Below are 13704 nucleotides of genomic sequence, written 5' to 3' on the forward strand. Positions count from 1 at the left end.
CGCACGATTCGCGCACGACACCAGCGCTTCTTTAGGTCGAGGTTGTCTAGCCAGATGTATGAGAGCGATGCGAGTGTCTCCCGGGACGCGCCGGAGTGGTGATAGATGAATCGGCGTGACCTCCTCGGCGTCCTCGCGGGCGCGGGCCTCACCGGTCTCGCGGGATGTCTCGGCGGGGAAACCGGCGGTTCGTCTTCCGAAGCGACGACTGACGAGTCTGGGACTGCGTCGTCTGCCACCCCGTCCGACACCGGAGACCTTCCGCTCGTCGTCGACACCATCGAGGCGCAGGGGTCGTCCGTCGGCGCGATGCAAATTCCCGTCGACGGGACGCCGACAGTCCTCGACCTCTTCGCGACGTGGTGTGCCCCGTGTGTCGCGCAGATGGAATCGCTCCGGGCACTCCACACGGAGTTCGGCGACGATGTGGCGTTCGTCTCCGTGACGAACGAGCGACTCGGTGGCGGCCTGACGATGGACGACATCCGCGACTGGTGGGCGGACAACGACGGTAACTGGACGGTCGGACACGACCCAGAGAGTCGGTTGATGCGTGCCGTCCGAGCGAGTGGCCTGCCGTATCTCGTCGTGTTCGACGGCGACGGCGAAGTGACGTGGACCCACCGCGGACTCGCCAGTGAACCGAACCTTCGAGAGGCTATCGAGGACGCGCGTTGATGCTCGGCCTCGACCCCGCATTCGCTGGCACGCTGGCGTTCGCACTCAGTGCGGGCGTCGCCACGTTCTTCGCCCCGTGTGCGTACCCACTGCTTCCGGGGTACGTCGGGTACTATCTCTCGCGGGACGACGCTGACCTCGGCGGTGCAATCACACGCGGCGGTGTCGCATCGCTCGCCGCCCTCACTGCACTCGCGGGTATCGGTGTGATTCTCGCACTCGTCGGCGGGCGAATCGCGTCGCACATCGCACTGTTCGAACCCATCGTCGGCGGCGCACTCGTCGTCTTTGGCCTCCTCTTGTTCACTGGTCGCGCGCCGAGTCTGCACGTCGTCCTCCCCGAATACCGCTCTTCAGTTGCCGGGTTTGGCATCTTCGGTGCCGTGTACGGCCTCGCCGCCGCGGGGTGTGTCGTCCCCATCTTCCTCGGCGTCGTCGCCCAGTCGCTGGCCCTCCCGACTGCACAAGCCGTCATCTCACTCGCCGCGTACGCCACTGCGGCGGCGCTTCCGCTGGCAATCGTGACGGTGCTCGCCGCACTCGGCGGCGACCGAATCCGGTCGCTCTCGGGATACGTCGGGTCAGTTCAGAAAGTCGCCGCCGGCGTGATGGTCGCCGCCGGCGTCTGGCAGATTTGGCTGGCGCTGTCGTTCCTCGGGTACGTCTGAAAGGGTATTTCAGTCTTCGATTACAGACCTCTTTGCCCCAAGAATATCCTCGTATAATTTGATGGCCTGATCGACAGTTCCATCTCTTTCTGCAGGTGTCTTCTGAATCTGATGATATAGTTCGATGTCGTGTGCATAGTCGTTCCGGGAGTCACGTATCGAATTCACAATTCTGAACTCGCTGTCATCAATTATCCCAAAGTACCAACACTGGTGGAGGATTCGTTCAAATGGGGTATCCTTATCGATAATTGGGCTTGGTAGGTCGTTTTCTCGAAATGATTCGACCTTAGAGAGAAGTTTGTTGTAATAGTGGGATTCAAAGAACACTGATAAAAGAATAATCAACAGTCCAGTTTGGCCATTTTTATACGCCCTTGCAACCTCCTCGCGGTGGAACACCCTTGATTCAATAGATTCGAGGAACTGACTAATATGTGGAACATCACTCACCTTAGTAGATTGCAGTTCCATCAAATACGTTGAAATTACAGGACATACATTCGATCTAATTGACCTAGGTTCTGTTAGGTCTACAGAGATTGTCTCCTTGTCTTTTACCTTCTTTGGGGGTGTGTCACGCGGATTATCTCTGTGTAGTAACCTAATAATTGGAATAGTAGCTCCAGATTTTTCAGTTCGCTCGGAGTATTCTGCTTGAGTCTGATGCGGTGAGTTATATTCAACTTCGATGCCTAAAACGGGTATCTGTCTAGAGTATTTACTGATCCAATCGTCAAGTTCCCCGATCTCATAGAGATGTTTAAATTCTTTTGAGACATCGATGTAGACTACGATGTCGGTTGGCCTTCCAAGCCCGATATATTCGTGTGAGTAGTAATCGCCATCCAAGCCAAACTCGGGGAATCCGGATTCAATAACCTCGCCCTGTATCTCGGACACTACTGTAGAGACAATACCCTTGAAAGGTATCATTTAGTCACTGACACAAGTGGCGGGGATTAGAGTGTTTCCCCAGTCGGCGTCGGCAACGCCCGAATCCGACGCGGTGGGACGAGGAAGTTCCCGCGGTGCTTGGTAAAGAGGTACTCCAAGATGCCGTTGTTGACCCGTTGGCGGATAGTCGGAATGTCGGTCAAGTTGGTGCCGTTCATCGCTTCACGGACGTCTTCGAAGTCGGAGATGCCCCGCTGAAGCGACGGGAAGTGGAGGCTTGCGATGCCGTCGTCGGCCGACTCGAAGTGTCGGCGGAGGAGTTTGACGTTGCCGTCCTCGTCGCGGTTGGCACGGGCCGCCTTCTGCGCGTGGCCGACGTGGCCGAACTGCTCGGCGTCGTCGCGGATTCGGTCGAGCATCGCGTCGATACCGCTGTCGTCACCGAGGTTCTCCCCGATACCGTCGACGAGGCCTTGCTCGGCGTGTCCCGGCGAGAACAACTTCATGATGCGGTGGTACTGGTCTTCTTCGTCGTACCAGTCGGCGAGTCGCTGACGGACGTTCGCGACGTGTTTCGTCGTGCCACCGGCGAACGGGCCGTCTGGGATGGTGACGTACTCCTCGGTGGCTTGGTTCTTGGCGAACCCGGCTTTGAAACCCATGAACAGCGGCGAGTGCTCGGGGACCGGGTTCCCGTCGGGGATGCCGTTGAGGTCCGACTGGTGCTCTGCGGGCAACCCGGCACCGACGAACCCGGTCCGCCGAGCATCGACCGAGAAGAGACCGGAGAGGTCGGCATCGACGGCGACACTGTTCGCCGACTCGACTTCGCCGAAGAGCGCCTGTTCTGCTTCGAGAACGACGTCGGCGCGGTCAGACGCGAGGTGAACGAGTGCGTCCTGTCGGTCGAACTCTGGTGTCTCGAACGGTGAGAGCGCCCGCGGTTCTGGGAGGTCGATGGCTCCCGGGAGCGGTTCGTCGAAGCGTTCGAAGTAGCGTGGGGAGTAGGCGACAGACCAGAGGAGGCCCTCGTGACTCCGTTCGTACGCCCGGTCGAGGACGCGGAAGGCGTTCTCGGCCGTCGAGCGGTCGGACTCTGTCGGCGGACCGTCGTGGTTCAAATCGAGGTACAAGAGAATCTGATGGCGCGGCACCTCGACGTTTCCATACTCGTCGGTCCGACAGGCGTCGTTCCACGCGTGCTGACTGGCCGGAAGCGTGTCGAAGGCGTCGGTTCCCGCCGGCACGGGGTCGTCGGGTGCCCTGTCGAGACAGGCCGAAAGCGCCGCTGCGCCACCTGCTGCGACGGCCGCTTTCAGGAACTCTCGGCGGGAGGGAGACCCGTCGAACATACCTCGGCTAGGGACTTCTGCGGCAAGTCCGTTCTGGTGTGCGTGTCGAAGAATTGGTTCGGTTCTCGAATCGAATTCAGCCGCCTGTGCGTTCGAAACACACACCAAACGGCATTTGAAGCTCTGGCCGATAGAGAGAGTAATGAATCGACGAACCTATCTCCGCGCTGTGGGGACGGGCGCGGCAGTCGGACTCGCCGGGTGTCTCGGTGGGGGCGGCAATCCGAACGTCTCGCTCTCCAAGCCAGACCGTGAGAACGACGTTTCGAGCGAGGATCTGCCCTACCCCGCGTGGGGCCAGCAGGTCCCCGACGTGACGCTCACGGACCCAATCAACGGGTCCGAAATCGCGGTCCGCGATATCGACACGCCGCACTTCCACACGTTCTTCTTCACGAACTGTATGACCGTCTGTCCGGTCCTCATCAGTGCGCTCCGTGAAGTGCAGATTCACTCGGTCACCGAAGGCTACGCCGACGAGGTGTCGTTCTACCCCATCACGTTCGACCCCGCCCGCGACGACGCGGCCGCGTTCGAGAAAGAAGCAGCCCAGATGAACGTCGACATGGACGTCGGCAACTGGCACTTCCTCCGAACCGCCGACGAGGCAGCAGCGAAGTCCGTCGTCGAAGACCAGTTCGGCGTCTTCTTCCAGAAGAACGAACCGAACGAAGACGGGAACTACATGTTCACCCACCTCGGCCTCGTCATGCTCGTCAACGGCGACGGCTACGTCGAGCGAACCTACCGCGGGAACCAACCGGACGAACAGACGCTCATCGACGACCTGACTGCTCTTCGGGAGGCGTGATGCGACGGCGTCAGTTCCTCGCCGCGACAGGGACTGCCGCGGCAGTCGGACTCTCTGGGTGCCTCGCCGAACTCGGGCGACTCTACACCTCGAACGAACCGCCCGTCGTCAGGAACCGACCGAACGAGGCGTACGTCCCGACTCACGTCGAGGGGATGAAGATGGTCGGCACCGCCGACGCCGGTGACTACCGCGTCGGCCTCTTCTACAGTTATCCACACCGCTTCTGGGTGATGGACGACGAAGACGGCGACTACGCAACGAGCAAGACGGCCGTCGAACCGGGTGACGACGTACACCTCATGGCGTCGGTGTGGGACCCCGAGACGGGGACCACCGTCCCCGACACCGGGTTGTCTGTCGAACTCAGTCGTGACGATGAACTCGTGAGCGAAGAGGTCATCTACGCGATGCTCTCACAACGGATGGGATTCCACTACGGGGCGAACTTCGGCCTCGGCGGGGACGGGACCTACGAGGTTCGCGTGAACGTCGGCGCGACGTCACTGAACCGCTTCGGCGAGTTAGCCGGCCGATTCGAATCACCTGCTTCCGCCACGCTCGACTTCGAATTCACCGAGCGAGACAGAGACGACATCCCGTACACGATGCTCGACGACAAGAAAGGCGACCCGGGTGCGGTCAAACCGATGGAGATGGAGATGGTGCCACTCGGCCGCGCCCCCGAGACACTCCCCGGTGACCGCCTCGGGTCCGGGATGGCGAGTGGTCTCCGACTGGTCGGGACAGCCATCTCGGAACCGAGGTTCGGCGAGGATACCTACCTCGCCATCTCGGCACAGACGCCGTACAACCGCCTCGTCGTCCCACGGATGGGTCTCTCGGCGACCGTCTCCGGCGGCGGTCTAGTCCGATTCGACGACCGACTCGAACCCGGACTCGACCCCGAACTCGGGTTCCACTACGGAGCGACGGTCCCCAGTCTCTCGGCAGACGACACAGTCGAGGTTCTGGTCGACACCCCGCCGCAGGTTGCCCGCCACGAGGGCTACGAGACGGCATTCCTCGAATTCGACACCACTCGCCTCACGTAGACAGCCCTATTTTCGCCGAGTTTCTACCTCTCGTATATGACCGCGACGCGCCGAGAACGAGTGACGCTCGCCCTCGCCGTCTGGGGCGTACTCGTCTCGCAGGTGTTACTCTACCCCGGGGTGGCCGACCTCGTCTCCGCACTCGGGGGAAGCGGCGATATCTCGGCGGGGATGTTGTTCCTCGTCGCCGAGTTCGCCGCGTTCGTCACCTTCGCGAGCGTCTGGGGTGCCGCCTCAGATGCACTCGGCCGGCGAACCCCGCTCATCGTCGTGGGCGCACTGGGTGGCGCGACGAGTTACGTGTTGCTCGCCGGCCTCGCGACGTTTGGTGCGCCGTTTAACGTCGCACTCGTCGTTCGCCTGTTCGGCGGCGCGATGACCATCGGTGCCTTCTCGCTGGCGATTACGATGCTCGCTGACCTCTCGGGCGGGAACGGTCGGAACATGGGTGCCGCCGGCATCGCCATCGGCCTCGGTGCCGCCCTCGGGTCGGTCGTCGGTGGCAGACTCACGACGCTCGACCCACTCGCGCCCCTGTACGCCGCCGCCGCCGTCCTCGTCGGTGTCGCACTCCTCGTCGCAACCGTCCCCGACAGGTCTCCCGACACGGTCCGCGTCGGTATCGGGACCGTCCTGCGAAAGTTGGCCGCCAAGCCAGCCTTCGGCGTTCCGTACGCCTTCGGCTTCATCGACCGGATGACGGCCGGGTTCTTCGCACTCGTCGGCGTGTTCTACTTCCGGGAGACGTTCGGTGTCGACGCCGCCGTCGCGGGGGCCGTCCTCGCGCTCTTCTTCGTCCCGTTCGCACTCCTCCAGTACCCCTTCGGGTCGCTCTCGGACCGCGTCGGGCGGTTCAGACCGGTCGTCCTCGGGTCGATGCTGTACGGCGTCGCCATCGTCGCTGTTGGCCTCGCACCAACGTTCGAACTCGCGGCGGGACTGATGGTCGTCGTCGGCGTCTTCGGCGCACTCGTCGCACCGGCGACGATGGCACTCGTGACGGACCTCGCACCGGCCGGTGAACGCGGCGCGGCGCTGGGTGGGTTCAACGTGTTCGGGAGTCTGGGTTTCCTCACGGGATTCGTCGTCGGCGGCGTCGTCGCCGACGTGGTCGGGTATCTCCCGTCGTTCCTCGTCGTCGGGTTCGCAGAAGTCGCCATCGCTATCGTCGCACTTCGAGCGGTCAAGCGACTCGACTCGCTCGGAGAGACACAGACGCCAGCGAGTGCGGACTGAGACAGACTGAAGGGGGACAGAGAGACTGAACTCAGACGCCGCCGAGTGCCGCTTGAATCTCGGCGTTCACCACGCGCCACATCCCGCGAAGGCACACGATGACCGCGAGGCCGACGCCCGAGAGGATGAGTGCGAAAAAGAGGCCGACGAAGACGCCGCCACCGCGAGGGTTCGGGACGGACAGTGCGAACTCTCCGAGTTGAATCGTGAGCGCGACGATTCCGGCGACGAGAAACGCGAGCATCAGTTCGAGCATCCGCCAGAACGACTCGATTTCGAGGCCGCCACGACCGGTGACGAACCGGACGAATCGACGCGACCCGGCGAGCAACGACGTGACGGTGAGTAACACTGTTGCGACGGCGGCGGTCGGAAACCCAACGTCGGCGAGTGGAATCGAGGGAGTAAGCGGAGAGACGAGCGTCAACCCCACGCCGCAGAGAACGAAGGCCGCAAGTAGCAACTCGGCTCCGAGGAATCCCATCTCTGGGTCGTCACGGACCGTCTCGACGAGTCGCCTGTGCACGGTCGAATCTCTCGATAGGGAGTGAAGTGTTTTCCCCTTATTCGTGCCCGGAGACGCGCACCGGTTGGTAGGGTTCTTCGAGGTAGTCGATGTCGGACGACGAGAGTTTGATGTCGAGGGCTTCGACGGCGTCTTCGAGGTGTTCGATGGTCGTCGTGCCGACGATTGGGGCGTCCACCCAGTCTTTGTGGAGGACCCACGACAGCGCGATTTGCGCCATCTTCACGTCCTTCTCCTCGGCGAGTTCCTCCACGCGTTCGTTCACCTCACGACCGCCGCCTTCGAAGTAGGGGTGGCCCTTGGCGTGTTCGTCAGTTTCGCCGCGGGTCGTCGCGTCGAACTCCTCGTGGGGACGAGTGAGGTACCCGCGGGCGAGCGGCGACCACGGGATGACGCCCACGCCCTGCTTCTCACAGAAGGGAAGCATCTCGCGTTCTTCTTCCCGATAGAGCAAGTTGTAGTGGTTCTGCATCGTGGCGAACCGGTCGAGTCCGAGCGAATCCGCTGTGTACTGTGCCTCGGCGAACTGGTGGGCCCACATCGACGACCCGCCGACGTACCGCGTCTTCCCGCGGCGAATCGCGTCGTCGAGGGCGCGCATCGTCGTCTCGATGGGCGTGTCGTAATCCCAGCGGTGAATCTGCAACAGGTCGAGGGTGTCCATCCCGAGTCTGTCGAGCGAGTTGTCGAGTTCCTGCTCGATGGCCTTCCGCGAGAGGCCGCCCGAGTTCGGGTCGTCGTCGTCCATCTGGAAGTACACTTTGGACGCGACGACCATCTCGTCGCGGCGGCCGTCGAGGGCCTTTCCGAGGACGCGTTCGGACTCCCCGTTGGAGTACATATTCGCGGTGTCGAAGAAGTTGATACCGAGGTCGATTGCCCGTTCGACTAGTTCGAGACCTGCTTCCTCGTCCAAGACCCACTCCCTCCAGTCCGGGGTGCCGAAACTCATACAACCGAGACAGATTCGCGAGACTTCCATGCCGGTGTCTCCGAGTGTCGTGTACTCCATGCCCACAGGCACACGGGGGAGGGGCAAAAAGGTGGACCTCCGTGCACAGCAGTATCAGTAATTTGGGACGAACGTCCGAGTTGCCGACTGATTCCCTGTTGATGAGAGACTCTACGGCAGTTTATCCCCTGACGAGTCGTATCACCAACTTGAGGCAAAGCCTCGGTGATTCCGATGTTTAGTACAAACAAACTGGTCGCCCTGTTCCTCGTAGCCCTCGTGGTGGGGTCTCTCGCGGGCGTGGCGACTGCACAACAAGGACCGACTGCCGGCGGTGCAGTGGTCATCGACGAAGGTGAAACCTACGTCGGTGACCTCGAAGCCACCGGTGGGACGGTCATCATCGCTGGGACAGTAGACGGCGACGTATCGACCGCAGCAGGCAACGTCGTCGTGACCGAAACCGGTGCAGTAACCGGGTCGCTCGAAGGCGTCGCAGGAAGCGTGACAATCGAGGGAACAGTCGACGGTGACGTGAACCTCGCCGCCGGTGCCATCTTCGTCCGCGACACCGCCACTGTCGGCGGGTCGATGGAAGCCGCAGGTGGCGACGTGCGACTTGACGGTGCCATCGGCGGTGACGTGAGAGTCGGTGCTGAGACCCTCACTGTCGGCCCGAGCGCACAGATTGGTGGCTCGATGGAGTACGACGCCGGAACGGCGGCCATCGATTCCAGTGCCGCCATCGCCGGCGGCGCGACGCAAGTCGACAACATCGAAATCGTCGGTCCGTCCGTCTTCGGTGTGTCGGTCAGCCAGTTCGAAGGCCCCGTCATCCCGGCGTGGGTGTTCACTGGCTACTGGCTCATCGCAAACTTCGTCCTCGGCGCGATTATCATCCTCGTCGCTCCCCAGTTCGCCCGCCGCGTGACGGGTCTCGGGACGAAGAAGGCCGTTCGCAGTGGTGGTGTTGGGCTCTTGCTCGTCGTCGCCATCCCCATCCTCCTGCTCGTGTTGCTCCTGACCATCATCGGCATCCCGCTGTCGTTCGCTGGTGGCGTTGGATTCGCGCTGACTCTCTGGGTCGCCAGCATCTATGGCGCACTCGTCCTCGGGACGTGGCTCCTCTCGCTGGCGGACTACGACAACCGCTGGGTGGCCCTCTTCGCAGGGCTGTTCATCCTCGCGTTGCTCGACTTCGTCCCGCTCGGTGGGGTCATCGACTTCGTCGTCCTCCTCGTGGGTCTCGGCGCGTTCGCGCTAGCACTCCGTGGTGAGTCGGGCGACGACGGTGACGAGAGCGTCTCGACACCCGACGAGGGACCGCAAGAAGGCTCTCCGATGGCCTGACGGCGGTCCGACACCCTCAAAATCGCGGACGAACAATTATTATGGTCCTCTCTGTCTGTCGAGTCATGGAAGTCGATTACGAGTCCGAGTTGGAATCGTTCGAATGGGACATCCCGGAAGACTACAACATTCCGGCAGTCATCGAGTCCCACGCCGACTCGTTCGGTGACCGGGTGGCACTGAAGTTCCGCGACGCGGAGGGAACACGCGAAGAGCGGACGTACGAAGACCTTCGACGAGACATGAATCGATTCGCGAACGCGCTCGAATCGATGGGCGTCGGCAAGGGTGACCGTGTAATCCATCTTCTCCCGCGCGACCCGGACGTCTTCGCCATTCAACTCGGCGCGCTCAAACGTGGCGCACTGCTCGTCCCGAGTTCGTCGATGCTCAAGCCGAAAGACATCGAGTTCCGCGCCAACGACTGTGAGGCGACGACGGCCGTCGTCCACGAATCGCTCGTTGACATGGTGGACGACGTGCGTGACGACACACCACTGGAGAACTTCATCTCGCTTGGGGGCGCACCCGACGGGTGGACCGACTTCGCCGAACTCGTCGCTGACGAATCTGACGAACACGACGGCCCAGACCTGAAGGCCGAAGACCCGATGTCCATCAACTACACCTCCGGGACGACTGGCCAACCGAAACCCGTCCGCCACCGCCACCGCTGGATGCGCTGCTTCGAACTCATCAACGCACCGTACTGGTGGGGCGTCACGGCAGACGACGACCTCTCGGACAAACTCCTCTGGGCCACCACCGGAACTGGGTGGGCGAAGTGGTTCTGGAGTCCAGTCGGCGTCGGCCTCACGACGGGCGCGACGCAGTTCGTCTACCGCGGTGACTTCGAGCCCGACACGTTCCTCGAAATCATGGAAGAAGAGGGTGTCACGCACCTCTGTGCCGTCCCGACGCAGTACCGGATGTTCGCCCAGCGTGACCTCGCCTCGTACGACCTGCGGATTGAGGAAGTCCTCTCCGCCGGCGAACCCCTCAACCGCGAACCAATCGAGGCGTTCCGGGAAGCCTTCGACGTGATTCCACGCGACGGATACGGCCAGACGGAGACAGTGGCACTTCTCACCAACTACCCCGGTATCGACGTGAAACCCGGTAGCATGGGTAAGCCTACGCCGGGACTCGGGACGACCATCATCGACGAAGACGAGAACGAAGTCGAGACCGGCGAAATCGGTGAAATCGCCATCCCGGTCGGCTGTCCGGGTATCTTCGACGGCTACTACGACAAGCCCAACCTCGACGCGAAGACGTTCTCCGGCGACTACTACCGGACCGGTGACCTCGCCTCGCGTGACGAAGACGGGTACTTCTTCTTCGAAGGCCGCGCCGACGACATCATCATCTCGTCCGGCTACCGTATCGGCCCGTTCGAAGTCGAAGACGCCCTCGTCTCCCACGAGGCTGTCGCCGAAGCGGCAGCAGTCGCGAGTCCGCACGACGAGCGTGGTAACATCGTCAAGGCGTTCGTCGTCCTCACGGATGGCCACGAGGGGTCCGACGAACTCGTCACCGAACTCCAGGAGTTCATGAAAGAGCAGACGGCACCGTACAAGTACCCGCGTGAAATCGAGTTCGTCGACGAACTCCCGAAGACATCTTCCGGCAAGATTCGCCGCATCGAACTCCGCTCCCAAGAGAAGTAATTCCACTTGGGCGGTGCAGACGGTTCACTTTCTTTAGGTGTCGCTTCGTGGTGACTCGCATGTACATCGCGGACCAGACGTGGCCGGAACTCGGGAACTACGTCGCAGCGGAGTCGTTGGCCGTCGTCCCCCTCGGGTCGACCGAACAACACGGACCACACCTCCCACTCGCGACGGACCACCTCATCGCGGAGTCGTTGGCCCGCGCAGCGACGGACCGAACCGGCCACCTCTGTACCCCCACGGTGAACGTCGGGGTGAGTCCACACCACCGGCAGTTCCACGGGACGATGTGGGTCGACCCGCCGCAGTTCCGGGACTACGTGGAGTCGATGACGCGGAACCTCGCGTACCACGGCATCGACCGGGTCATCTTCGTCAACGCCCACGGCGGTAACGCCCAGCACCTCCGCGAAGTCGGGCGACGACTGCGCGACGACGGCACCATGTACGCCATCGAGTGGATGTGGGACGAGTCGATTCCGGACCTCGTGACCGACCTGTTCGACCACCCCGGACCGCACGGCGGCCCGAAGGAGACGGCGATGATTATGCACATCGCCCGCGAACTCGTGAGAGAAGATAGACTCGGCGACGCACGTGACGGCGGTGTCGTAGACCTCTCTTCCGACCACCTCCGTGAACACGGTGCGCGGACCTTCTACGACGCAATCGAGAACTCCGAAAACGGCGTCTTCGGCGACCAGACCGACGCGACACCCGAAGCGGGTGCGAAACTGTTCGAGGCCGCGACGGACCAGTTGGTCCACCTCATCGAGTGGCTGGACGCCCAACCACGAGACGCACTCATGGCACCCGCACACGTAGACCCGCAACCGGGCGAACGACGCTGAGGCCGGAATCGGACCCTGTCTGGCGCGACGAGGGCCGACACGCTCTTTCCTGTTCCACCGAACCGACACGTATGACCGTCTGGGTCCTCGGCGACCAACTCGACCCGGAGGCCACCCCACTCCAGCACGACGACCACGTGCTCATGATAGAGGCACACGCCTTCGGTGAGCGGATGGCCTACCACCCACAGAAACTGGCGCTCGTCTTCGCCGCGATGCGGCACTTCCGCGACGAACTCCGCGACCGAGGATACGACGTGACCTACCTGACCGCAGAGACGTTCGGCGAGGGCCTCGACCAGTTCTACGAGGCGGCACCGGGAACGGACCTCGTCGCGATGGACCCACCGAGTCACGGTGCTGGGGAGCGGTTACGTGAACTCGTCGAATCCCGCGGCGGGTCGCTCACCCTCGTCGAAAACGACCTGTTTCTGACGACGCCCGCCGAGTTCGACGCGTGGGCGGGCGATTCGGACACCTACCGACAGGAACACTGGTACCGGCACGTTCGTCGGAAGACTGGTATCCTGATGGACGGTGACGAACCCGTCGGCGGCGAGTGGAACTACGACGACCAGAACCGGGAAACGCCGCCAGACGACTGGATACCGCCGGAAGCGCCGCGCTTCACACCAGACGAGACGACGAAGGAAGCCATCGGGTTCGTCCGCGAACGCTACCCCAACGCGTGGGGGTCGGTAGACGACTTCGTCTGGCCGGTGACCCGTGACGACGCACGACAGGCGCTCGACCACTTCGTCGAGACGCGACTCACCGAGTTCGGCCCGTATCAAGACGCGATGGTCGACGGCGAGTGGGCGCTCAGTCGCTCACTCCTCTCGGCCGCCATCAACCTCGGGTTGCTCACGCCCCACGATGTCGTTGAGGCCGTCGAGGCCGCCTACTGGGACGGTGACGCACCGCTCAACAGCGTCGAAGGGTTCGTCCGACAGGTGGTCGGGTGGCGAGAGTTCGTGCGGCACGTCTACCGGCGGTCCATGCCCGCGTTGGCCGACGCGAACCAACTCGACCAGACCGAGTCGCTACCGACGGCCTACTGGACCGGCGAGACGGATATGCGGTGTCTGTCGGAGGCCGTCGGCCACGTCTACGACCACGGCTACGCCCACCACATCGAACGCCTGATGGTTCTGTCGAACTTTGCGCTGGTCTACGGTGTCGACCCGCAGGAACTGAATCGGTGGTTCCACCTCGGGTTCGTCGACGCGTTCCACTGGGTGACGACACCGAACGTCGTCGGCATGGGGTCGTTCGCCACCGACGTACTCTCGTCGAAGCCCTACGCCTCGTCGGGCAACTACGTGAACAAGATGTCCGACTACTGTTCGTCGTGTTCCTACGCGGTGTCGAAGACGACGGGTGAGAACGCCTGTCCGTTCAACGCACTCTACTGGGACTTCTTGAAAGACAACGAAGAACTGCTGCGCGGGACGGGGCGGATGGGTCTGATGTACTCCCACATCGATAGAAAGGACGACGACGAGTGGGACGCGATTCGGTCGCGTGCGGACGAACTCAGGCGGATGGGGAGGGAAGGGACGCTCTGAGTGTCGCGTGGCGACGACAGCGGACAGCAGTCGCTCACACCGTGAAAATGGAAAACTCTGTTCTCGAACGCGTCTCTCTCCGGTCGG

The 13704-nt window shown here is 62.4% G+C and carries 13 protein-coding genes; 9 read left to right on the plus strand and 4 right to left on the minus strand.

Going from position 1 to position 13704, the window contains the following annotated elements; all coding sequences use genetic code 11:
- Positions 1 to 105 precede the first annotated feature (105 nt).
- Complete coding sequence (locus GJR96_RS14210) at positions 106 to 678, plus strand: TlpA family protein disulfide reductase (RefSeq protein ID WP_151163530.1); 573 nt, start codon at positions 106 to 108, stop codon at positions 676 to 678.
- Positions 678 to 1346: a cytochrome c biogenesis CcdA family protein gene (locus GJR96_RS14215; protein ID WP_151163531.1), complete on the plus strand. Its 669-nt coding sequence runs from the start codon at positions 678 to 680 to the stop codon at positions 1344 to 1346. Before GJR96_RS14210 ends, GJR96_RS14215 begins: the two co-directional genes overlap by 1 nt.
- A gap of 9 nt (positions 1347 to 1355) precedes the next feature.
- Here the strand turns inward: GJR96_RS14215 and GJR96_RS14220 are convergent, their stop codons facing one another.
- Positions 1356 to 2282: a hypothetical protein gene (locus GJR96_RS14220; protein ID WP_151163532.1), complete on the minus strand. Its 927-nt coding sequence runs from the start codon at positions 2280 to 2282 to the stop codon at positions 1356 to 1358.
- Between the two features lie 26 nt (positions 2283 to 2308).
- Complete coding sequence (locus GJR96_RS14225; protein WP_151163533.1) at positions 2309 to 3595, minus strand: DUF7405 family protein; 1287 nt, start codon at positions 3593 to 3595, stop codon at positions 2309 to 2311.
- Between the two features lie 142 nt (positions 3596 to 3737).
- On the opposite strand from GJR96_RS14225, the gene GJR96_RS14230 reads away from it, so the two are divergent.
- The 3 genes from GJR96_RS14230 to GJR96_RS14240 are packed head-to-tail and all read left to right on the plus strand — an operon-like array spanning position 3738 to position 6697.
- Positions 3738 to 4406: an SCO family protein gene (locus GJR96_RS14230; protein WP_151163534.1), complete on the plus strand. Its 669-nt coding sequence runs from the start codon at positions 3738 to 3740 to the stop codon at positions 4404 to 4406.
- Entirely contained in the window at positions 4403 to 5461 is a 1059-nt protein-coding gene (locus tag GJR96_RS14235; protein WP_191965870.1) for an iron transporter, read from the plus strand. The genes GJR96_RS14230 and GJR96_RS14235 overlap by 4 nt, the downstream gene beginning before the upstream one ends.
- A gap of 36 nt (positions 5462 to 5497) precedes the next feature.
- Positions 5498 to 6697, plus strand: coding sequence for an MFS transporter (locus GJR96_RS14240; RefSeq protein WP_151163536.1), 1200 nt, complete (start codon positions 5498 to 5500; stop codon positions 6695 to 6697).
- Between the two features lie 31 nt (positions 6698 to 6728).
- Here GJR96_RS14240 and GJR96_RS14245 read toward each other — a convergent pair whose 3' ends face one another.
- Positions 6729 to 7181, minus strand: coding sequence for a hypothetical protein (locus GJR96_RS14245; protein ID WP_151164063.1), 453 nt, complete (start codon positions 7179 to 7181; stop codon positions 6729 to 6731).
- 79 nt (positions 7182 to 7260) lie between these two features.
- Positions 7261 to 8235 carry an aldo/keto reductase gene (locus tag GJR96_RS14250; protein ID WP_151163537.1) on the minus strand — a complete coding sequence of 325 codons (975 nt, stop codon included), beginning with the start codon at positions 8233 to 8235 and terminating at the stop codon, positions 7261 to 7263.
- A 174-nt stretch (positions 8236 to 8409) separates the two neighbouring features.
- On the opposite strand from GJR96_RS14250, the gene GJR96_RS14255 reads away from it, so the two are divergent.
- The 4 genes from GJR96_RS14255 (at position 8410) to GJR96_RS14270 (ending at position 13617) form a co-directional block, all read left to right on the plus strand.
- Positions 8410 to 9525: a bactofilin family protein gene (locus GJR96_RS14255; RefSeq protein WP_151163538.1), complete on the plus strand. Its 1116-nt coding sequence runs from the start codon at positions 8410 to 8412 to the stop codon at positions 9523 to 9525.
- Positions 9526 to 9590: 65 nt separating this feature from the next.
- A complete protein-coding gene (locus tag GJR96_RS14260) occupies positions 9591 to 11195 on the plus strand; it encodes an acyl-CoA synthetase (RefSeq protein WP_151163539.1) in 1605 nt (534 codons plus the stop codon).
- Between the two features lie 59 nt (positions 11196 to 11254).
- The gene (locus GJR96_RS14265; protein ID WP_151163540.1) at positions 11255 to 12049 is read left to right on the plus strand and encodes a creatininase family protein; all 795 of its coding nucleotides are present in this window, start codon (positions 11255 to 11257) and stop codon (positions 12047 to 12049) included.
- 71 nt (positions 12050 to 12120) lie between these two features.
- Entirely contained in the window at positions 12121 to 13617 is a 1497-nt protein-coding gene (locus GJR96_RS14270) for a cryptochrome/photolyase family protein (RefSeq protein WP_151163541.1), read from the plus strand.
- The last annotated feature ends 87 nt before the right edge of the window (positions 13618 to 13704 follow it).

Origin of the sequence: Haloferax litoreum (assembly GCF_009674605.1) — an archaeon.
GTDB lineage: Archaea > Halobacteriota > Halobacteria > Halobacteriales > Haloferacaceae > Haloferax > Haloferax litoreum.

Coding starts and splice junctions, on each gene's coding strand:
- GJR96_RS14210 (WP_151163530.1), top strand. CDS start 106: ATGAATCGGCGTGACCTCCTCGGCGTCCTCGCGGGCGCGGGCCTCACC.
- GJR96_RS14215 (WP_151163531.1), top strand. CDS start 678: ATGCTCGGCCTCGACCCCGCATTCGCTGGCACGCTGGCGTTCGCACTC.
- GJR96_RS14220 (WP_151163532.1), bottom strand. CDS start 2,282: ATGATACCTTTCAAGGGTATTGTCTCTACAGTAGTGTCCGAGATACAG.
- GJR96_RS14225 (WP_151163533.1), bottom strand. CDS start 3,595: ATGTTCGACGGGTCTCCCTCCCGCCGAGAGTTCCTGAAAGCGGCCGTC.
- GJR96_RS14230 (WP_151163534.1), top strand. CDS start 3,738: ATGAATCGACGAACCTATCTCCGCGCTGTGGGGACGGGCGCGGCAGTC.
- GJR96_RS14240 (WP_151163536.1), top strand. CDS start 5,498: ATGACCGCGACGCGCCGAGAACGAGTGACGCTCGCCCTCGCCGTCTGG.
- GJR96_RS14245 (WP_151164063.1), bottom strand. CDS start 7,181: ATGGGATTCCTCGGAGCCGAGTTGCTACTTGCGGCCTTCGTTCTCTGC.
- GJR96_RS14250 (WP_151163537.1), bottom strand. CDS start 8,235: ATGGAGTACACGACACTCGGAGACACCGGCATGGAAGTCTCGCGAATC.
- GJR96_RS14255 (WP_151163538.1), top strand. CDS start 8,410: ATGTTTAGTACAAACAAACTGGTCGCCCTGTTCCTCGTAGCCCTCGTG.
- GJR96_RS14260 (WP_151163539.1), top strand. CDS start 9,591: ATGGAAGTCGATTACGAGTCCGAGTTGGAATCGTTCGAATGGGACATC.
- GJR96_RS14265 (WP_151163540.1), top strand. CDS start 11,255: ATGTACATCGCGGACCAGACGTGGCCGGAACTCGGGAACTACGTCGCA.
- GJR96_RS14270 (WP_151163541.1), top strand. CDS start 12,121: ATGACCGTCTGGGTCCTCGGCGACCAACTCGACCCGGAGGCCACCCCA.